The 20,131-nt window shown below is 62.1% G+C and carries 19 protein-coding genes and 2 tRNA genes; 7 read left to right on the plus strand and 14 right to left on the minus strand.

Annotated features, from left to right (window positions below; genetic code table 11):
• Nucleotides 1–56: 56 nt before the first annotated feature.
• Entirely contained in the window at nucleotides 57–1,472 is a 1,416-nt protein-coding gene (locus ACIOU9_RS05525; RefSeq protein ID WP_402696217.1) for a GntP family permease, read from the minus strand.
• 66 nt (nucleotides 1,473–1,538) lie between these two features.
• Entirely contained in the window at nucleotides 1,539–2,045 is a 507-nt protein-coding gene (locus tag ACIOU9_RS05530) for a gluconokinase (protein ID WP_105661221.1), read from the minus strand.
• A gap of 322 nt (nucleotides 2,046–2,367) precedes the next feature.
• On the opposite strand from ACIOU9_RS05530, the gene ACIOU9_RS05535 reads away from it, so the two are divergent.
• Nucleotides 2,368–2,628, plus strand: coding sequence for a GlsB/YeaQ/YmgE family stress response membrane protein (locus ACIOU9_RS05535; protein ID WP_105657761.1), 261 nt, complete (start codon nucleotides 2,368–2,370; stop codon nucleotides 2,626–2,628).
• A 93-nt stretch (nucleotides 2,629–2,721) separates the two neighbouring features.
• Here the strand turns inward: ACIOU9_RS05535 and ACIOU9_RS05540 are convergent, their stop codons facing one another.
• Nucleotides 2,722–3,654: a zeta toxin family protein gene (locus tag ACIOU9_RS05540; protein WP_133833423.1), complete on the minus strand. Its 933-nt coding sequence runs from the start codon at nucleotides 3,652–3,654 to the stop codon at nucleotides 2,722–2,724.
• Between the two features lie 110 nt (nucleotides 3,655–3,764).
• On the opposite strand from ACIOU9_RS05540, the gene ACIOU9_RS05545 reads away from it, so the two are divergent.
• Nucleotides 3,765–4,454 (plus strand): hemolysin III family protein, encoded by a 690-nt coding sequence (locus ACIOU9_RS05545; RefSeq protein ID WP_181148856.1) that lies wholly within the window; start codon nucleotides 3,765–3,767, stop codon nucleotides 4,452–4,454.
• An 81-nt stretch (nucleotides 4,455–4,535) separates the two neighbouring features.
• Here the strand turns inward: ACIOU9_RS05545 and ACIOU9_RS05550 are convergent, their stop codons facing one another.
• From ACIOU9_RS05550 to ACIOU9_RS05560, 3 genes are all read right to left on the minus strand, one after another.
• Entirely contained in the window at nucleotides 4,536–5,810 is a 1,275-nt protein-coding gene (locus ACIOU9_RS05550) for an MFS transporter (RefSeq protein ID WP_133833424.1), read from the minus strand.
• Complete coding sequence (gene argE, locus ACIOU9_RS05555) at nucleotides 5,807–6,976, minus strand: acetylornithine deacetylase (protein WP_286172104.1); 1,170 nt, start codon at nucleotides 6,974–6,976, stop codon at nucleotides 5,807–5,809. The genes ACIOU9_RS05550 and argE overlap by 4 nt, the downstream gene beginning before the upstream one ends.
• Before the next feature lie 91 nt (nucleotides 6,977–7,067).
• A complete protein-coding gene (locus ACIOU9_RS05560; protein ID WP_133833425.1) occupies nucleotides 7,068–7,709 on the minus strand; it encodes a TetR/AcrR family transcriptional regulator in 642 nt (213 codons plus the stop codon).
• Nucleotides 7,710–7,803: 94 nt separating this feature from the next.
• Here ACIOU9_RS05560 and ACIOU9_RS05565 point away from each other — a divergent pair, with 94 nt between their 5' ends.
• Both ACIOU9_RS05565 and ACIOU9_RS05570 read left to right on the plus strand, forming a co-directional pair.
• Complete coding sequence (locus ACIOU9_RS05565) at nucleotides 7,804–9,036, plus strand: glycosyltransferase (RefSeq protein ID WP_133833426.1); 1,233 nt, start codon at nucleotides 7,804–7,806, stop codon at nucleotides 9,034–9,036.
• A 66-nt stretch (nucleotides 9,037–9,102) separates the two neighbouring features.
• On the plus strand, nucleotides 9,103–10,329 hold the full coding sequence (locus tag ACIOU9_RS05570; RefSeq protein WP_402696221.1) for a methyltransferase: 1,227 nt from the start codon (nucleotides 9,103–9,105) through the stop codon (nucleotides 10,327–10,329).
• Between the two features lie 86 nt (nucleotides 10,330–10,415).
• On the opposite strand, the gene ACIOU9_RS05575 is transcribed toward ACIOU9_RS05570, so the two are convergent.
• The 8 genes from ACIOU9_RS05575 to ACIOU9_RS05610 all read right to left on the minus strand — a co-directional run bounded on the left by ACIOU9_RS05575 (nucleotide 10,416) and on the right by ACIOU9_RS05610 (nucleotide 14,490).
• Nucleotides 10,416–10,610 (minus strand): CsbD family protein, encoded by a 195-nt coding sequence (locus ACIOU9_RS05575; RefSeq protein WP_105657755.1) that lies wholly within the window; start codon nucleotides 10,608–10,610, stop codon nucleotides 10,416–10,418.
• Between the two features lie 161 nt (nucleotides 10,611–10,771).
• Nucleotides 10,772–11,065, minus strand: coding sequence for a transcriptional regulator (locus tag ACIOU9_RS05580; RefSeq protein WP_133833428.1), 294 nt, complete (start codon nucleotides 11,063–11,065; stop codon nucleotides 10,772–10,774).
• On the minus strand, nucleotides 11,052–11,714 hold the full coding sequence (locus tag ACIOU9_RS05585; protein ID WP_133833429.1) for a hypothetical protein: 663 nt from the start codon (nucleotides 11,712–11,714) through the stop codon (nucleotides 11,052–11,054). Before ACIOU9_RS05585 ends, ACIOU9_RS05580 begins: the two co-directional genes overlap by 14 nt.
• 257 nt (nucleotides 11,715–11,971) lie before the next feature.
• Complete coding sequence (locus tag ACIOU9_RS05590) at nucleotides 11,972–12,580, minus strand: bifunctional 2-polyprenyl-6-hydroxyphenol methylase/3-demethylubiquinol 3-O-methyltransferase UbiG (protein WP_105657752.1); 609 nt, start codon at nucleotides 12,578–12,580, stop codon at nucleotides 11,972–11,974.
• A gap of 112 nt (nucleotides 12,581–12,692) precedes the next feature.
• A tRNA-Val gene (locus tag ACIOU9_RS05595) sits at nucleotides 12,693–12,768 on the minus strand.
• Nucleotides 12,769–13,430: 662 nt separating this feature from the next.
• Nucleotides 13,431–13,506: transfer RNA gene (locus tag ACIOU9_RS05600), tRNA-Val, on the minus strand.
• 115 nt (nucleotides 13,507–13,621) lie between these two features.
• Nucleotides 13,622–14,074, minus strand: coding sequence for a redoxin domain-containing protein (locus tag ACIOU9_RS05605; protein WP_402696224.1), 453 nt, complete (start codon nucleotides 14,072–14,074; stop codon nucleotides 13,622–13,624).
• Nucleotides 14,074–14,490: a DUF3052 domain-containing protein gene (locus ACIOU9_RS05610; RefSeq protein ID WP_105657750.1), complete on the minus strand. Its 417-nt coding sequence runs from the start codon at nucleotides 14,488–14,490 to the stop codon at nucleotides 14,074–14,076. The genes ACIOU9_RS05605 and ACIOU9_RS05610 overlap by 1 nt, the downstream gene beginning before the upstream one ends.
• A gap of 362 nt (nucleotides 14,491–14,852) precedes the next feature.
• Between ACIOU9_RS05610 and aceE the strand changes: the two genes are divergently transcribed.
• From aceE to ACIOU9_RS05625, 3 genes are all read left to right on the plus strand, one after another.
• Nucleotides 14,853–17,597 (plus strand): pyruvate dehydrogenase (acetyl-transferring), homodimeric type, encoded by a 2,745-nt coding sequence (aceE, locus tag ACIOU9_RS05615; RefSeq protein WP_402696226.1) that lies wholly within the window; start codon nucleotides 14,853–14,855, stop codon nucleotides 17,595–17,597.
• 156 nt (nucleotides 17,598–17,753) lie between these two features.
• Nucleotides 17,754–18,965 carry a CdaR family transcriptional regulator gene (locus ACIOU9_RS05620; protein WP_105657748.1) on the plus strand — a complete coding sequence of 404 codons (1,212 nt, stop codon included), beginning with the start codon at nucleotides 17,754–17,756 and terminating at the stop codon, nucleotides 18,963–18,965.
• Nucleotides 18,966–19,141: 176 nt separating this feature from the next.
• Complete coding sequence (locus ACIOU9_RS05625; RefSeq protein ID WP_133833431.1) at nucleotides 19,142–20,065, plus strand: ACP S-malonyltransferase; 924 nt, start codon at nucleotides 19,142–19,144, stop codon at nucleotides 20,063–20,065.
• Nucleotides 20,066–20,131: the final 66 nt, after the last annotated feature.

Consider the following 20,131-nt stretch of genomic DNA (forward strand, 5'->3'; position numbering starts at 1 on the left):
ACCAGTCCACTGCATCGCTGCCCCGGCGGATTTTTTGTCCTGCTCGCTGCCCCTTTTTAGGCCAGCGCGCTCGCCAAACCGTAGAGCACCATGACGCAGGCGAAGCCGACCACCGATACCAGCGCCTGGCCAACGGTCCATACCTTCAAGGTGGTTGGCACATCGATGTCCAGGAAGCGCGAGATCAGCCAGAAGCCCGAGTCGTTGACGTGGCCGGCGAAGACCGAGCCTGCTGCCAGCGCGAGCACCATGGCGGCGACCTGGAATGCGGTCAGCGAGGCATCCGCCAGCACCGCCGGCTGGACAATGGCCGCCGCAGTGGTCAGCGCCACTGTTGCCGAGCCCTGGGCCAGTCGGACGATGGCCGCGATCAGGAAGCCGGCGACGATCAGCGGCATGCCCACCGATTCAAGCGAGGTGGCAATGGCGTTGCCGATGCCGCTGGCACGCAGCACTCCGCCGAACATGCCACCAGCGCCGGTGATCAGGATGATCGAGCAGACCGGGCCCAGCGCGGAGTCCACGATGGTCTCGGTCAAGGTCTTATCCTTGCCCTTGCGGAAGCCCAGAAGGAACATTCCCAGCAGCACAGTGATCAGCAGGGCCACCGGAGTTTCACCCAGCAGGCGCAGCCAGCGCACCCAGGAGGTTTCCGGGTCCACGACGCCGGCTGAGCCGAGCATATTCAGCCCCGTGTTCATGAAGATCAGCAACAGCGGGAGCAGCAGCAGGCTGAACACCGTGCCCACGGAAGGAGAGGACTTGAACTCGTCCTTAGATGCGCCGTTGCCCAGTGCCGCATCCAGGATATTCGGTACCGGGATGTTGAACTTCTTGCCGACAAACTTTCCAAAGAGATGGCCTGCAACGAACCAGGTTGGAATCGCGACGACCAGGCCGAGCACCAGCACGAGCCCGACGTTGGCTTCCAGCAGGCCGGAGGCGGCCACAGGGCCCGGGTGCGGCGGAACGAAGACGTGCATCACCGAGAATGCGGTGGCCGATGGGATGGCGTAGAGCAGCAGCGAGCCGCCCAAGCGGCGGGCCACGGTGAAGATGATCGGCAGCATGACTACCAGCCCGGCATCGAAGAAGATCGGGAAGCCGAAGAGCAGCGAGGCAACTGACAGTGCCAGCGGCGCGCGCTTCTCGCCGAACTTGGAGATCAGCCAGTTGGTCATCACATCGGCGCCGCCACTGGTTTCCAGCATGCGTCCGAGCATTGCGCCAAGGCCGACCAGCAGGGCCACACTGGCCAAGGTGGATCCGAAGCCTCCGGTCAGCGTCGTGATGACCGATTCAGCCGGGATGCCGGAAGCGACCGCGGTCAGCAAGCTGGTGAGCACCAGTGCGAGGAACGCGTGGACGCGGAAGCGGATAATCAGCACCAGCAGCAGCGCTACCGCCGCGACCGCCAGCGTCAGGAGCCCGGGCGTACTTAACGTCCAGTTCAGTTCAAGCTCAGTTGTCATTGTCATCCTTGATCAATGGGAGGCTTATGCCATAGGTGGTCTGTGGATTGCTGTCGGCGCACTGCACTAGGACAGTTTGGCGATCAGCTGTCGAACGATGTCCTCGGGGCTATCGGCAATATCGGCGCTGAGCACCGGCTCGTCCGCATCGGGAGCCTCAAGCGTGGCCAGCTGGCTGTCAAGCAGGCTGGTGGGCATGTACTCATGCGAACGCGCGTTCATCCGGTCCCGTATCAGCGTCGGGACACCGGTGAGGTGGATGAAAATCGTTGCTGGCTCCAAGCTGAGGATGAGATCCCGGTAGCTTCGCTTGAGTGCAGAACAGGCAATAACCAGCGGCGCTTGGTGCCGATTGCTTTCGGCCAGTTTGGCGCCGATCAGCTGCAGCCACGGCTCGCGGTCAGCGTCATCCAGAGACTGTCCGCCGGCCATTTTTTCCTTGTTGGCCTTGGGGTGCAGGTTGTCGCCATCAATGAATTCATGATGCAGCTGATCAGCCAGCATCTTTCCGATGGTGGTCTTGCCGCTGCCCGAGACACCCATTACAACAAGGGGCGGGACCTGTTCACTCATCCATTTACTCCGTCGTACGTGAACCTAATATATGACTTATGTTGTAGCCAAAGTCATAAAGTATGATTTAACTAGAGTAGGAGCGGCGGCGGACGCTGTCAACAGGTTGCACCTGGTTCACCAGGAAGATTCTGCAAAACATGTGGCCAGATGGGGAATTCCCGGATCAATTGGCCCGAGGTTCAAGCATGGCTTGAACCTAGCCTTTGAAAATGCTGAATTTCTTCGAGGTCGTTGTAGAACCCCAGCTCAATGCCATGTACTCTCGGTTTTTAAGTGGATCGAACCCGACCACTGCACAGTCTGACCATTGGAGCGAATCATGGGATTCATTGGATGGATAGTTTTGGGCTTGATTGCCGGAGCGATCGCAAAGGCCATTCTGCCCGGCAAGCAAGGTGGCGGCTGGATCGCTACCCTGATTCTCGGCGTCGTAGGCGCCCTACTCGGAGGCTGGATCGGAAGTGCTATCTTCGGTGAGGGCGTGGATGAGTTCTTCTCGATCTCAAGTTGGCTTCTTGCCATCGGTGGCGCCCTGATCGTCTTGGTCATTTGGGGCTTCATCACCAAACGACGGGCCTAAGGCACCTCCCGAGGGACCATTGTCCTGCGGATCTTGAATTCCCGCCGAGCAGCAGTACCAACTGCTGCTCGGCGGGTTTTTCTCTTGTCTTGGCTACTTCACCCGCAGCAGCTCAGAGCCCACGGATTCCCTGCGCAATTCGAAAAGCAGAAGGCTCCCGTCCGTGTCCGAGGCTTCCCCAAGCGCGGTATGGAACACCTTGAAGCTGAGTACCGAGGGGCAGTTGCGTGCGAACATCTGGGCCACGGCGGCTGGCCGGGACCGCTGGCCCGGGGCGTCGAAGACCATATCGGTAAATCCTTCGGGAACCCAGCGTGCACCAAGGTTGTCGTCGCCATCCAGGGAAGCTTCCTGCTGCTTTTCCCAGCGTTCAACGATCCGTTCTTCCGAGACATCCTGCGGCGCGTACGCCTCCACGATCTGAATCTCGTATCCGGCCTCCTGCAGCTGAGCTGCCAGCTTCTGCGCTGAATCCTCGGACGCAAGGACCTTGTCAATGACGACATTCAGTCCTTGCTCGAAGCATGCGGCACGCAGGTTCTCGCTGAGCATGGAAGATTCCTCATGCACCAGGCTCGCCATGTCCATCGGGAAGAACTGCTCACCGCGCTGCTCGCGCTCTTTGACTTCCCGAGGCTTGAAGAATCCTTCGTAGGTTCCGTCGTCTTGCGCTTCGCGCATCAGATTCGCCTTGAATTCATCGGCATCGATCACCACATAGTCATCTTCATGACCGCCAAGCAGTTCGCGCAGCAGGCTGCTCTTGCCGGCTCCCGGAGCTCCGGCAAGCACAACAGCCTGGCGCTGCGCTTGGGCGCCGCCCGCTGCCCGCAGTTCCTGGTCGATCAACCGCCGATGCAACTGGTCGCGTTCCCCGATCGCCTTCCACGAGCCCGGGGCCACTTCTTCGAACCAGTCAGGGTTGCGCACGGAGATGAACGGTGAATCATTGGCCAGCACTTCTCCGGGCTCATTGAGTTGAGCAATAGTCTTCAGGTGGTCGGTAATTTCTTGGTCATCTGCCATATTCGAATCCTAATCGGGATTAATCGCGATGACCCCACAGCACGCTGACAGCCGATTATCGTATAGTTCGATGATGGGCCCAGTGCCCGCGCACGACGTTAAGGAGACCCATGGCTACCGCACCGCTACCATCTGCAGGCAAAGGCCGAGCCGGGCGAACCTTCGCGCACATCGGCACCGAGCGTACTCGCTGGCGCGGGCTGATCCATGCCTGGTCCACCCCGGGCATTATCATCATGAGCCTGGTGCTGGTCGTACTGGCCAACGGACGCTTGGCGGAATGGACCACCGCGGTCTTCGCGCTCTGCTCGATCCTGCTCTTTGGCACCTCGGCGCTTTACCATCGTGGCAACTGGACCGACAAGGTCATGGGGCTCTTCCGCCGGGCCGACCATGCGAACATCTTCCTGCTCATTGCCGGCACCTACACTCCGGTAGCAGCATTGACCTTGCCCGGTCCGCAGGCGATCATCGTGCTGTCCGTCATCTGGGCCGGTGCACTGGCCGGCATTGCCATCAAGTCATTCTGGCCCGCGGCACCCCGCTGGGTTGGAGTCAGCCTCTACATCCTGCTCGGGTGGGGCGCATTGATGCAGTTGCCAGCGTTCTGGGCCGCGAACCCCGCGGTGATGATCCTGATTCTCGCTGGCGGCTTGGCCTACACGATCGGCGCGGTTTTCTACGCCACGAAGCGGCCAAATCCGCTGCCGAGCATTTTCGGATTCCACGAGCTCTTCCATGCCTGCACCGTCATGGCCTTCCTGTGCCACTGGACGGCTGTGCTTCTGGTGGCTCTGTAAGGGCGCACCCGCTGGAAAAAGCGATCGCCGCAAGCTCCACGAGGAAGCTTGCGGCGATCTTTGGCTGAATCCCAGGCTGGACTAGCGCTGGCCGTAGCGCTTTCGCACGACCACAAGGCCGATCAGCGAAATCACGGCGATTGCCATGTAGTACAGGCTCGGTGCATCCAGCGACCCGGTCAGGTCCAGCAACCAAGTCAGTACCAGCGGGGCAATTCCGCCCAAAAGGGTCACGCCCACGTTGTAGGCCACCGACAGGCCCGAACCACGGATGGCAGCCGGGAAGAGGTTGGAGAGCAACGCCGGCAGCGGACCGAAGTAGAAGGACATGATCACGCCGAGAACCGCGATCACGATCACCATCACGATCACGCTCGGGTTCGACGTCATCAGCTTGAACAGCGGATAGGCCAGCACGAACGCCGCGACCGCGGCGTAGGTCATCACCCGGGCCGGGCCAATGCGGTCGGCCAGATGGCCCACCAGCGGGACGCCGCACAACGTGATGATGCCCGCCGAGATGCCGCCCAGGAAGGCCGCGTCGGCAGGGATCTTCAGGTTCGTGACGGCGAAGGTCGGCATGTACAGGATCATGTACACCGAAATCGTGGCCACGCCAATGGTAGCCGCCGCGGCCAGCAGGCGGCCGTAGTGCTGGGTGAACAGCGTGCCCAGTGGCGATTTCTCCTTGGCGGCGGAAACGAACTCGTCGGTTTCATCCAGCTTGGCGCGGATGTACAGGCCTACCGGCCCGATCAGCAGGCCAACGAAGAACGGCACGCGCCAGCCCCAGCTCTCCAGGGCTTCCGGGCTCAGGCCGGTGGTCAGGAAGTAGCCGAAGGCAGAAGCCAGCAGCATGGATGCACCCTGGCTGGCGACCTGCCACGAAGAGTAGAACGCCTTCTTGTGCGGTGCGGTTTCGATCAGGAATGCAGTGGCCGTGCCGAACTCGCCACCGGCAGAGAAGCCCTGGATCATGCGCGAGAGCAGGATGATCAAGGCACCGGCTACGCCCGCCACCTCATAGGGCGGCGCCACGGCCATGATCAGCGTACCGAGCATCATCAGGCCCAGCGTGAGCGTCAGCGCGTTCTTGCGTCCCTTGCGGTCGGCGTAGCTGCCCAGCACCATGCCGCCCAGGGGGCGTATCAGGTAGGAAATCGCGAAGGTGGCGAAGGTGAGAATCAGCGCGAACGTGCCGTCCGATTCCGGATAGAACACCTTTGCAATGGTGGTCGCGAAGGTGGCATAGACAATGATGTCGAACCATTCCAGCGCCGCGCCAATGGAACTGGAAATGACCGCCTTGCGGGCTTTGACGATCTGCTCGGGTGTCGCCTTCACCTCTGCGCTCACGAGCTGACCTGCGCAATCAGCGAATCGATGAAGTTCTCGCACGCCACGATCTGCTCCAGCTCGATGTATTCGTCCGGAGCGTGGGCCTGGGCGATATCGCCAGGACCGCACACCACGGTGGGGATGCCGGCCGCGGCGAACAGCCCGGCCTCCGTGCCATAGGTGACCTTTTCATCGGTGGCAATGGCGCCGCAGGCGGCCGCGAAGGACACAATCCCTTCCTCCGCAGCGGTATCCAGTCCCGGAGCGCCCGCCTGCTGGGAGAACTCCACGGAGCAGCTCGGGTTCTGCTCGCGCATCTGGGCTTCCAGCTTGGCCGCTTCTTCGCGCAAGCGCGCGGTCAGCGCCTCGCGGTCCACCACCGCGAGCGAGCGGTACTCGAAGAACACCACCGCCTGCGAGGGAATGGTGTTCACCGCGATGCCGCCGTCGAACTTGTTCACGTTCATGGTGGTGGTCGGTTCGATGAATGCTTCATCGCGCGGGCCATGGTTGCGCAGCTCGGTCGAAACCTCCTCGACGAAATTCGCGAAGCGCAGCGCATAGGAAATTGCGTTGACCCCCTCGGAAGGCAGCGAGGAGTGCGCTGCGACGCCGTTGAATTCGGCGCGGAAAACGTTCATCGACTTGTGGCCGCGGATCGCCCGCATGCTCGATGGCTCCCCCACGAAGCATCCGCGAGGCGCCAGCTTCTCGTCAACAATTCTCTGCACCAGCGACACCGCGCCGACGCAGCCGACTTCTTCGTCATAGGACAGCGCCAGATGGATTGGTTCGGCAAGTTCTGCGCCGGTGAACTGGTCCAGCTTGGCCAGGATCACCCCGAGGAAGCCCTTCATGTCGCAGGTGCCGCGGCCATAGAGCTTGTCTGCGCGCACCTGGGCGTCGAATGGATCGCTGCTCCATTTCTGCCCGTCCACTGGCACCACGTCGGTGTGCCCGGAAAGCACAATGCCGCCGGTGCGGGTTCCATCGGCGGCGGGGATGGTGGCCAGCAGGTTGGCCTTGGTGCCCTCTTCGTTGTGGATCAGCTGGGAGCTGATGCCATAGGCGTCCAGCTTCTTCACGACATTCCCGATCAGCGCAAGGTTGCTGTCGCGGCTAGTGGTGTCCACGGCGATGAGCTCGTGGATTTCTTTCATGCTTGCTTCGCTGGGCGCGGGCATTTCAGCTCCTGGTTCTAGGCGATGATGCTATGGATTCATGTTTCCATATTGCTCCCGCACCACCTAGAAGATGTCAAAGAATGGCCACTGGCTAGTTGGGAATAACACCGGCACCACGCAGATAGTGCATGATCGCGTTCACGAAGGCCTCTTGCTGGTCCACGGGCCTTGCCGCTTGGCCCAGCGCGGCCGACAGGTGGGGGTAGCGGCCTGTTTCCAGCTGGGCGAACAGCGCCGCCGGGTCTTCGGGCCGCTGCTGGCTTTGCTCATTGAGCGCGAATGCTGCGGTGATGGCGTTGAGCATCGCCAGGCAATGCAGCTTGGCCCCTGCCTCCAGCCCGCTGCCTTCCAGGGCCGCTAATCCACGTTCCAGGTAGGCCAAGGCGTTCGGCCCCATGGACGCCTTGCCCATGGCCAGCGAGGGCACCCAGGGATGCCTGCGCATGATCTGCAGGCCCTGGGTGGCCAGGCCGAGCAGCTGCTGGGCAGCCGAACCGGCCAGCGATTCCAGTTCATATTCGGCGCTGATCTGCTCAACCATAAGGCCGGTGAGCTCCTCATGGGACTCAACGTAACGGTACAGGGAGGCGGCTCCTGCTCCGATCTTTGCAGCTACGGCTCTGATGGATACCGCTCCCATGCCTTCTTCATCGGCCAGCGCGATCGCCGCCTGGGCGATCTTGGCCCGGGAGTGCCGGGGCCTGGGCCCGGTGCGAGGCTGGTTGCCGGTCATCGCCCGTCCTTTCCCGCAGGGCGCGTCACGCGCCGTGCTCTGGCTGTATAGTTAACCGCGAACACTGTTCGCATTTAACTCTACAGGAGGAACCATGCGCTTGCTGATGATCGCACCGGGAACACGAGGCGATGTCGCGCCGATGGCCGGCCTCGGCCAGAAGCTGGCGCTCCATGGTTTCGATGTATCCATTGCGGCAAACCCGGCATACAAGGACCTTGCGGTTTCCGCAGGCTGCCGATTCCGGGAGCTCCCCGGCGACATGGGCGCCTTGGTCAAGCCGGCAGCTCCGGGCGCTAAGGCCAGCCCCAAGGATCTGCGCCGGTACCTCCGGGAGCTCCGGGACTATTTCGAACTGGCAGCTACCGGAACGATGGCCGCAGCCGAGCGAGGTGCCGATATCATCATGACCAATGCGGTAGCACCCTATGCCTACGACGTGGCCGAGGCCATGGGCATCCCCGCGATCGGCGCGCACCTGCAACCCATTGAACCCAGTGCAGCGTACTCGCCCATGGCTTTGGGTGCATCGCGCAGCTTCGGGCCACTGGGCAACAAGCTGCTCGGCCAGCTCTTCGCCGCTTCCAAGGCGCCCTACGACCTCCCAGCAAAGCGGGTACGCGAATCCCTGGGATTGCCCGCGCGCAGCCGTATTGCCTCCGAACGCCTTCGCCGCCAGCACCGGAGCCCCATTCTCCACGGCTTCAGTTCAGTTATCGTTCCACGGTCCGCTGATTGGCATGAGGGGATCGTCAATTGCGGGTACTGGTGGCCGCCAGCCGATCCGGCATGGACACCGTCGCAGCGGCTGCTCGACTTCATCGACGAGGGGCCGGCTCCAATCTTCATTGGCTTCGGCAGCACGCAGGCGCTGGAACCGGACTTCATCACGGATGTTGCCCGGCGCACCGGAAGACGGACTATCGTGCAAGGGGAACCGGAAATCGACGAACCTGGCATCCTGGGCATCGGCGCGGTACCGCACCACTGGCTGTTTCCGCAGATGGCAGCCGTCGTGCACCATGCCGGGGCCGGCACCACGGCCGCTGGCCTGCGGGCAGGCGTCCCCGCAGTTCCGGTTCCGGTCTTCACCGACCAGCCGTTCTGGGCCCAGCGCATCCACCGGCTCGGCGCGGCTGCCGAGCCCATTGCCTACAAGCACTTGACTGCGCAGCGGCTCGCGTCCTCAATTACCGGAGTCCTGGCCAATGAGGACCTGGCCGATGGCGCCCGGCGAATTGCCCGGCAGCTGGCAGCCGAAACGGACAGCTCGATTCCAGTGATAAGGATCCTCGAACAGCTGGTCGCCAGGCACCGGCCCAGCTAGCCTGGCCGGGACCGGTAGAATTGGAACTCCAGCCCCTCGCAACAGAACAGCTCATGCGCGGTTGCCATGCGCTTGAGCAACGCTGATCGACAGGGCCATCCCATCGCTTCCCATTCCGCCACCGCCCCTGTGACCGTTTCCTGGGACCACGAAGGAACCAGCACCACAGCCATCTGGCTGTCCGCCAATTCCCGCCGGGCACCAGCACACATCGTGGTGGCCGATGACCGCTTGAGCGCGGATGCGGCCATGCGCCACGCGGCCCGCGGCACGGCCATGCTGTGGACCGGCGACTTCCACAACGCCAAGCAGCTGCTTGCCGCCATGGACCGGCGCATGGCGGCCGCCAACGCGGCCAAGGCCAGCAGCGCGAAGGCCAAGAAAAAGGTCCTGGATGATGCGCAGAAGTTCTACGCCATCCGGCAGGCCCGGGCCCAGCGTTCGCGGATGCTGTCGCTGATCCTGGTTCCCTTGGATTTCCAGGCCGAGGACGGCCTGGCCGTCCTGGACTTGCCCCGGGCGCCGATCGTCGGTCCGGCGGTGGCATTCGGCTACGAGCAGGCCGCGGACCTGGCAGGTCACCGGGCTGTGGCCAGCCTGCAGGAACTAGCTGGCATGCTCAGTGCCCACCAGTGGTTCCTGAAGGGTGTGGACGTTCCGGCCCTGGGAGCGAAAATCCACCCGGCCTACGGGACGTTCATGCCCACCCGCCAGGAATATGTGGATTTGGTGGCGGTGGCTCCGCTGGAGGACCTCTCGCTGGCTTTCGACATCGGCACCGGAACCGGAGTGCTCTCGGCCGTGCTGGCCCGCCGCGGAGTCAAGCAGGTCATCGGCACCGATATCCACCAGCGTGCGGTGGACTGCGCCAACGACAACTTCGCGCGCTTGGGCATTTCCGGTGCCGCCCGTGCGCAACTGACCAGCATGTTCCCCGAAGGCCGGGCCCCGCTGGTCGTGTGCAATCCCCCGTGGCTTCCGGGCAGCGCGCCGAGCACCCTGGACGCGGCTATTTACGATCCCGAGAGCAAGATGCTGATGCAGTTCCTGCGCGGATTGCCCGGTCACCTGACCGAGAACGGCGAAGGATGGCTGATCATCTCGGATCTCGCCGAGCTGCTGGGCTTGCGTACCCGCGCGCTGCTGCTGGAGGCCATCGAGGCGGCAGGCCTTGAAGTCATCGACAAGATCGACACCGCGCCAAGGCACCACCGCGCACAGGATGCCCAGGACGTGCTGCATGCGGCCCGTTCGAAGGAAGTCACTTCATTGTGGAGGCTCAAGGCCAAGTAGCCCCGAGTGCGTTCCATGCAGAAACGGCAAAGGTGCCCGCGGAATTCGCGGGCACCTTTGCCGTTTAAGCTCCTGCGTGCCTGTTGCTACTTGTCCAGGCCGTCGCGTACGTCCTTGGCCGCATCCTTGACTGACTCGCCGGCCTGTTTGGCTTTCGCAGCGGCTTGGTCCTTAACGCCTTCAGCCTGCAGGCGTTCATTGCCGGTCGCATCGCCTACGGATTTCTTGGCCTTGCCCGAAACTTCTTGCGCCTTATTCTGGATCTTATCGCCTAGGCCCATTGGAAAATCTCCTTCTGCAGTTGATTCGATAGCGTACCTTCTCCAGCCTAATGGGCCGCGCAGATGATTCACCTGTCCCGGGCCTCTGCATTAGCTGGCAGATTTTCCCGGTTCCTCCCCGGCTGCGCAATTGCGTGTATCCTTGCACGTTCGTCCGGCGATCACACCGCATCCAGCAGTGCGCGAAGCTGTTCCTTGTACTCTTCGAAGGCGGTTCGCCCAGCGCGGGTCAAGGCAATGTAGGTCACTGGGCAGCGCCCCTCCAGGATCTTGTCCACCTTCACGTAGTCACCGTCTTCCAGCTTGCGCAAATGCGTTGCCAGATTACCCGAGGTCATCGACAGCAGGCCCTGCAGCTTGGGAAACGAGATGCTGTCCCCGGCCCGCAAGGTGTCCAGGACCGTGACGGTCCTCAGCCGTGCCTGGGCGTGGATCAGCGGGTCAAGCTCCTGCATGCCCACCCCGGATCAAGGCTCCTGAGACCAGTTCCGGCTTGCTGCCGTGCAGCAGGCCCAGCACGATGAATCCCAGCCCGCCAACTGCACCGGCCAAGAGGTTATGCGGTGCCGGCGCGGCCAGTGAGAGCAGGGCAATAGCCAGGATCCAGGACCCGAAGACCAGCTGGGCCCGGTCGTTGAAGAGCACCGAGCCGGCAACCACGAGCACGCCGATCACCAGGCACAGGCCGGTGAGGGCAAAAGTCGCCATGCCCATTGAGCTCAGCCCGTCGGCATGCAGCCGCCAACCGAGCAAGGCGGTGATGATCATGCCCAGACTGAAAGTGTTGCCGTAGATCGCCCCTTGCGCCATCGACGGACCTTTGGTCCCCGAACCGCGCTTGGCCGAATGCACGCCGGAAGTCACGATCGCGATGAGGAATGAGGCAACTGCGGTGCCGATGCCAACCGCCGGCGGCAGCAGCGGCGAGCCCTGCGGCGCGAGTGCCAAGTAGAGCCCGAGGAAGGCAATGATCCAGGCACCGCCCCAGATGGAGAACAGCAGTTGCTGGTTCGGGCTCATGCCCTCGCGGGCTTGCTGTGCATCCGATTCGATTCCACGCAGAATGCGAGCCGGGTCGATGTCATTGCTGTTCGTGTTGTCCATGGCGCACTGCCTCCTTCGGCGATCACCGCCTCCGAGCCGCAAAGCAGTACGTGATGAAAACCACTTTGCATTACAAAGTTCAAGATAGCGCTAACGACGGCTTACCGCAAGAGGCGCATTCTGGCAGCTGCGCCTAATCGCACCCCGCCGTTTTCGACCCACGGCAGAAGCCGCAGGCCAGAGGCCTTTCAAGAGCAATTGCACGTCGCATGGAAGCGAAGTGGATTTTTCCTGCAGCGCTCGGTTTGCGCTTGGCGCTATTTGCGCCCGAGCACGGCCACCAGGAAATCGGCGGCAGGCAAATGGAAGTTCCAGGTCGAATAGCGTTGCTGCAGTGCCAGCCCCGCCTCCAAAGCGTCGGCCTCGAAGTCATCGAACCCGTAGCCGCGTCCCGAGCCGAAGCCGATGATCATGCGCCCGTCTGCCGCCAGATGCCCGCGCAGTTGCTGCAGCGCCGGGCGGCGTTCGGACTCGGAGAGGAAGGTGACGACATTGCCGGCAGAAACTATCAGGTCGAATTCCTGGTTCTCCCCCGCTGCGTCAGCGATGGTGAAGTCAGCCAGATTGCCGACCTGCCATTGGGCTTTGGGGTAATCTGCCCGGGCAACATCGATTAAATGCGGGTCGAGGTCCACGCCAACCACTTGGTGCCCTTGCTCGGAAAGCCAGCCGCCGATCCGCCCGGTCCCGCATCCGGCATCCAGAATTCTGCTGCCCCGGGCAACCATCGCGTCAACGGCGCGAGCTTCCCCGAAAATATCCTGGCCTTCGGCGGCAAGCGTGCGCCAGCGCTGGGCAAAATTCTGCGAGTGGTCCGGGTTCTTGCGAACGGTGGCGAGCCAAAGGTTTTCTTCTGGTGCAGTCATGCATCCAGTTTCGCACTTTCGCTGGCATTCGGCGATTGGCTGGCGCCGGCCGGGAATACGAAGAAGACCGCTTCAATCACTCTTTCCAGAGTGATTGAAGCGGTCTTCGTTTTGGTGGGCCCTACCGGGATCGAACCGATGACATTCACGGTGTAAACGTGACGCTCTACCAGCTGAGCTAAAGGCCCTCCTGCAGTGTGTGAAATCGGGAAGTTTCTTTCCTTCAGTCCTTCGCTGCAACAAGTAATAATCTAATGCATCCCGAACTGACTTGGCAAATTGAAATGGAGGTTTTCATAAAAGAGTGCCGAGCGTCACCACATCGCCTGATCTTGGAACATACTCTCCACTGGCGTTGCCGGCAAGTTCGAGGCTGTTCGCATGCACGGGTAATCCGCAATCGCCAGCATCGCCCCCACACCTGCTTATTCCACGCTGCACCACTGGGACCAGCGCCACCGAGGCGCGAGCTCAGTCCAGCGCGGAAGAACACGAGGCGCCTGGATCTGCGGACTTGCCCCGCAGGTGGAAGCGAAGCAGCTCGATGAGCGATAGCACGTACCAAGAAGCGGTGATCGAAGACGACGCCGCCACCCTCCACGGGGCATTGGAAAACAGCGATACCAGATCGCTGTACCGGGTTCGCAGATTCGAAGCACCCTCCGGTGCCGCGCAAGGGCCACCGGCTCAGCCACGCTGGCTTCGGACGACAATGCCAGGAGTCCAGCGTCATCGAGGATCAAATATTCCATGAAGCCGGCACTATGGGCACCGCAGGACTTGCCCGAGTGGAAAAATCGCCTCAAGGAGACAAAAAATCCCCGATCCGAATGGATCGAGGATTCTTATTTGGTGGGCCCTACCGGGATCGAACCGATGACATTCACGGTGTAAACGTGACGCTCTACCAGCTGAGCTAAAGGCCCTTACCATGTTCGCTTTTGCAAGCCAACGAGGAATAACTCTACACAGGTTTCTGCGTCCGGGCAAATCGGTGAGCCGAATTTTTTCGTGAACTGGAGCACAGCCCATATCGGCACGCTAAACGGCGCGTTCCACTGCCGCCTTGTAATCATCAATGCTTCTTGGCTGCGTCATCTCGCTGCGGAAAATATCGCGCACTTCACCGTCAACCAGGTACAGCGTCAATCTGGCCGCGACCCCACGCTCAGGGTCAAAGGCGTCGGCCTGTTGCGCCACCGCCCCATGAGGCCAAAAATCGGCCAGCAGCTCGAAGTCCAAGCCAAGCGACTGCGCATAGTTGCGCAGGGTGAATTTATGGTCCACCGAAATGGCCACGATGCGCACCTGGTGCTGCGTGAAGAATTCGTAGTGATCTTGGAGTGTTGCCAGTTCCGACCCGCATACCCGCGAAAATGCCCAGGGATAAAAGACAACCAGCACCCGGCCGCTAGACAGCCCGGTACTGGTTATCGTTTCGCCGTACTGATTTTCCAGCGAGAAGTCGAACAGGCGTGAACCTGTTTGAATCATTAGTTCTTCTTACGCGGGGCGAGGCGGATTGCGGACCAATCCTCCGAAACGCCTTCACTAGTAGTTACATGCAGGCCAGCGGTTGGCGCCTCCTGCTGGATAAGTGCTGGGGATACATGTCCCTCGCGGCCCTGCTTAGGAGTAAGCAGCCAAACGATGCCACTCTCGTCCAAGCAGTTCAGCGCGTCCATCAATGCGTCAACTAGATCTCCATCGCCGTCGCGCCACCAGAAAATGACTGCGTCGACAACGTCATGGTCCTCTTCGGTGAGCAGCTCTGAACCAATCAGGTCCTCGATCGATTCGCGCAGATCGTAGTCCACGTCATCGTCGTAACCCAGTTCCTGAATAAGGTCTTCATTAGCGAAGCCCAATTTTTTGGCGGGCTCCAAGTTTGCCGATACGGCGTCGCTCACTTCATTCCTCCTGCTGGTGCAAAGCGTTACTACCAACGAAACACGGTTTTGCCGCTCCGTTCAAGCGCTACAGCGATAACACGCCGAACAAATATAACCCACATTCCAGTGACCCGCACCATATTGACATGGCCATCGGGAAGTTAGCTCCCGTACCAAGTTGCGCAAGTCACTTCAAATATCTGATTTAAACCGGTTTTTGCTGGAAAACGCGCCACAAAACTGGATCGTTTAACACTAGAGTTGCATATGAACCGGCAGTGCACATCATTCCAGTGCTACTGCACCCGTTGTCCCAATACCGATGCACCGCAGCGCAAAACTGCACAGCGTCGGAGCCGCAATTCAATCAAGGAGCTTCCGTGGCTGTAGAGGAACACATCTCCCAGATCCGTAGCGGGTTGACTTACCAGCTGTCCGATCGGGATCCTGAGGAAACTCAGGAATGGATGGACTCGTTTGACTCCCTCGTAGAGACCCAGGGCACCGAGCGTGCCCAGTTCATTATCCGCTCGCTGCTGCAGCGTGCAGGTGCCCAGTCCGTGGGCGTGCCGCACGTGACCACCACCGACTACGTGAACACCATTCCTGTGGACCAGGAACCAGAATTCCCGGGCGACGAGGCCATCGAGCGCCGCTACCGCGCCTTCATGCGCTGGAATGCCGCCATCATGGTGCACCGCGCCCAGAACCCTCATATCGGCGTTGGCGGGCACATCTCCACCTATGCCGGTGCAGCGACCCTGTATGAAGTAGGTTTCAACCACTTCTTCCGCGGCAAGAACCACCCAGGCGGCGGCGACCAGGTCTTCTTCCAGGGCCACGCCTCGCCAGGCATGTACGCCCGCGCATTCCTCGAAGGCCGCCTGTCCGAAGAGGACATGGACGGGTTCCGCCAGGAAAAGTCGAAGGAAGGCCACGCGCTTCCTTCCTACCCTCACCCGCGTTCCCTGCCTGACTTCTGGGAATTCCCAACCGTCTCGATGGGCATCGGCCCAGCTAACGCCATCTACCAGGCGCAGCTGAACCGCTACCTGCAGAACCGCGGCATCAAGGACACCTCGGACCAGCAGGTCTGGGCCTTCCTGGGCGACGGCGAAATGGACGAGCCGGAGTCGCGCGGCTTCCTGCAGCTGGCCGCCAACGAAAAGCTGGACAATCTGAACTTCGTCATCAACTGCAACCTGCAGCGCCTTGACGGCCCGGTTCGCGGCAATGGCAAGATCATGCAGGAACTGGAAGCCTTCTTCCGCGGTGCCGGCTGGAATGTCATCAAGGTTGCTTGGGGCCGCGAGTGGGATGCCCTGCTCGAAGCAGACAAGACCAACGCGCTGGTTGACATCATGAACCAGACCCCGGATGGCGACTACCAGACCTACAAGGCTGAGTCCGGCGCATTCGTTCGCGAGCACTTCTTCGGCCAGCGTCCGGAAACCAAGGAATTGGTTGCCGACATGAGCGACGACGAGATCTGGAACCTGAAGCGTGGCGGCCACGATTACCACAAGGTCTACGCCGCCTACAAGGCTGCTGCGGAGTTCAAGGGCAAGCCGACCGTCATCTTGGCCAAGACCGTCAAGGGCTACGGCCTGGGTTCGCACTTCGAGGCTCGCAACGCGACCCACCAGATGAAGAAGCTGACCATGGAGGACTTGAAGAAGTTCCGTGATCACCTGCGCATCCCTATCACCGACGAGCAGCTCGAAGCGGACCTCTACACTCCTCCGTACTACCGCCCAACCGAGGATTCGGCTGAGTACAAGTACATGATGGAGCGCCGCGAGGCCCTGGGCGGTTCGGTGCCTACCCGCCGCCAGGAAGCTTCGAAGAAGCTGGCCCTGCCAGGCGAGAAGACCTACGCGATCGCCAAGCGCGGTTCGGGCAAGCAGCAGGCGGCCACCACCATGGCCTTCGTGCGCCTGCTCAAGGACCTGATGCGCGACAAGGAATTCGGCCACCGCATCGTGCCGATCGTGCCAGATGAGTCCCGTACCTTCGGCATGGACTCGTTCTTCCCGACCGCGAAGATCTACAACCCGGGCGGCCAGAACTACCTGTCCGTGGACCGCGATCTGGTCCTGGCCTACAAGGAATCTCCTCAGGGCCAGCTGATCCACCCGGGCATCAACGAGGCCGGCGCCGTCGCAGCCTTCACCGCTGCCGGCACCAGCTACTCGACCCACGATGAACCGCTGATCCCGATCTACGTGTTCTACTCGATGTTCGGCTTCCAGCGCACCGGCGACCAGTTCTGGGCAGCCGGGGACCAGATGACCCGTGGCTTCATCATCGGCGCTACCGCCGGCCGCACCACCCTGACCGGTGAAGGCCTGCAGCACGCAGATGGCCACTCGCCAATCCTGGCCTCGACCAACCCTGCTGTGATCACCTACGATCCGGCCTACGGCTACGAAATCGGCCACATCATGCGCTCCGGCCTGGAACGCATGTACGGCGGAACCCACGCCGATCCGAACGTGATGTACTACCTGACCGTGTACAACGAGCCGATCAGCCAGCCAGCTGAGCCGGAGAACGTTGACATCGAAGGCATCATCAAGGGCATCCACCTGCTCAAGGAAGCTACCACCGACGGCCCGCGCGCACAGCTGCTGGCCTCGGGCGTGGCCGTGCCATGGGCGCTGGAAGCCCAGGCCATCCTGGCCGAGGAGTGGGGCGTTTCGGCTGATGTCTGGTCGGTCACCTCGTGGAACGAACTGGCCCGCGACGGCCAGCGCGCCGACGCCGACGTGCTCGTGGATCCATCGAAGCCGCGCCGCACCCCGTACGTGACCTCGAAGCTGGAGTCCACCCCGGGCCCAGTCATCGCGACCACCGACTACATGCGCGCCGTGCCCGAGCAGCTGCGCCCGTACGTGCCAGGTGAATTCCACACCCTGGGCGCGGACGGGTTCGGCTTCTCGGACACCCGTGCCGCGGCCCGCCGCTTCTTCAAGATCGATGCGCACTCGCTGGTCGTGCAGACCTTGCAGTCGCTGGTTGAGCGTGGCGAAATCCCTGCGGACACCGCAGTGAAGGCGCACGCCAAGTACGACCTGAACAACGCCAACGCCGGCCAGTCCGGCAACGCTGGCGGCGACGCCTAGGCCCCAGGGTCCAGGTGCCCGGAGCTTGCTCCGGCGCCGCATTGAGCAGCTGCCCGATGACGAGGTTTTCCTCGTTGCCGGGCAGCTGGCTCATTTAATCTCACCTTTACCTGCTGTGCCGGGCGCGGGGGAAGAAAAGAAACTAAGCTGGAACCCATGAGTCCTGAAATGGATGCCGCCGCAGCTCCGAAGAACCGTCCCAGCCGATCCCAGGCACCCAGCAGTGAAACGCTCAAGCGACTCAAAAGCCATATTGGCGTCCTGTCCACCACCGCGCTGAAGTACCTGGACCAGCAACTGCCCTGGTACCGATCGCTGGCGCCCAATGAGCGCGCCGCCTTGGGACTGATCGCCCAGAAGGGCATCTCCACCTTCGTTACCTGGTACGAGGATCCCTCCTCCACCCCGTCCTGGGTGGTGACCGACGTCTTCGGCGCCGCTCCCACGGAGCTGACCCGATCCATCTCCCTGCAGAAGGCCTTGGGCCTGTTGCGCACCATCGTGGAAGTGGTCGAATCCCAGGTGCCCGACATCGCCGCCGAGCATGAGCAGGCAGCCCTGCGCGAAGCGGTGCTGCGCTATTCGCGCGAGGTCGCTTTCGCCGCCGCCGATGTCTATGCCCGCGCCGCCGAAACCCGCGGCGCCTGGGACTCGCGCTTGGAGGCCCACGTGGTCGACGCGGTGCTGCACGGCGAGGCCCACGACTCGCTCTCCTCGCGCATTGCGGCCATTGGCTGGAAGTCGCAGAAGAATATCCGCATCCTGGTGGGCACCACCCCTTCGTCCAACCCGGCCACCTTCGTCTCGGCCCTGCGCCGTATTGCCATCCGCTACTCGCGCGATTCGCTGGTGGGCGTGCTCGGCGACCGCTCGGTGCTGATGCTTTCGGACACCAAATTCGAAGAAGCGGATCTGAGCCGGCTGACCCGGTTCTTCGGGCCCGGCCCGCTGGTCTACTCCCCCATGGCTCCGACGGTGAAGGAAATGCACCACGCCGCGGTGGCAGCCGTGGCGGGATTCAGCGCTGCCAAGGCCTGGCCGCAAGCGCCGAATCCGGTCGGTGCCGATGACCTGTGGCCAGAACGCGCCTGCAACGGCGATGAATTGGCCCGCACGGCGCTGGTGGACCAGGTCTACATTCCGCTGCAGCAGGCCTCCAATGGCCTGGCTGAAACGCTCTCCAGCTACTTGGCGCTCGGCCACTCGCTCGAAGGCACCGCCCGGGAACTGTTTGTCCATGCAAACACGGTGCGCTACCGGCTCAAGCGGGTCAGCGAAGTGACCGGTTGGGATCCACTGGTTCCCCGGGATGCCTTCGTCCTGCAAACCGCGCTGCTTTTCGGACGGCTCCACGAATCGAACTTGTAGGCTTCAACCAAAGAGCGTCGAGCTCCCGACACCGATAATTCCGAGTTGATCGCGCATTACAGCGGAATTCAGCTTCTGGATACGCTAGGCTTTTGTAGAGATCCTACAAACAGTCACCACGAGCTTGGTACTCAAATGAAGCGCCAAAAGCTCCCAACATTTGGAAAGCTGTAAGAGTGTTAGCAATCGTTTGCCCCGGACAGGGCTCCCAGACCCCAGGTTTCCTCACCGAATGGCTCGACGTCGATGGCGTGCCCGAGCATTTGCAGGCGCTCAGCTCGATCACCGAGCGCGACCTCACCGCCCACGGCACCACCTCCGATGAAGAGACCATCAAGGACACCGCCGTCGCCCAGCCGCTGATCGTCGCTGCCGGCCTGGTCACCGCCCGTGCGCTCTTTGGCAGCTCGCTGCCGGCAGGCGCCGTTGTGGCCGGCCACTCGGTTGGCGAGATCACCGCGTCGGCCCTGGCCGGCGCGCTGGACGAAGCTGACGCCATGAATTTCGTGAAGGTCCGCGCCAACGCCATGGCCGAAGCCGCTGCGGCGACTCCGACCGGCATGGCAGCAGTGCTCGGCGGCGACCCGGATGAGGTCCTGGCCATGCTCGACGAACTGGGCCTGACCCCGGCCAACGCCAATGGCGGCGGCCAGATTGTGGCCGCAGGAACCATGGAGCAGCTCGCGGCCCTGGGCGAGAACCCGCCGGCCAAGGCTCGCGTGATCCCCCTGAAGGTTGCCGGCGCATTCCATACCGCGCACATGCAGCCCGCAGTTGGCATCCTGGAGGAACTGGCCGGAACCATCACCCCGAAGGAACCAGCGGAAACCCTGCTCTCGAACTTCGACGGCAAGGCCGTAGCCGATGGCCAGGCGAACCTCGATTCGCTGGTCGCCCAGGTATCGCGTCCGGTCCGCTGGGACCTGTGCATGCAGACGCTGGCCGAAGCTGGCGTGACCGGTGTGCTGGAACTGGCACCGGCCGGAACCCTGGTGGGATTGGCCCGCCGCGGGCTCAAGGGCGTGAAGACCCTGGCGGTGAAGAGTCCAGCGGATCTGGAAGCTGCCAAGGCGTTCATCGCCGAGCACACCGCCAACTAGGCTTTTGCGCCGTTCACAGATTGTGCACGCCGGGAACGTCATGTTGCGTCCGCCGAGCGCGTCTCT

The sequence above is a fragment of the Glutamicibacter sp. NPDC087583 genome (genome assembly GCF_044743685.1).
GTDB lineage: Bacteria > Actinomycetota > Actinomycetes > Actinomycetales > Micrococcaceae > Glutamicibacter.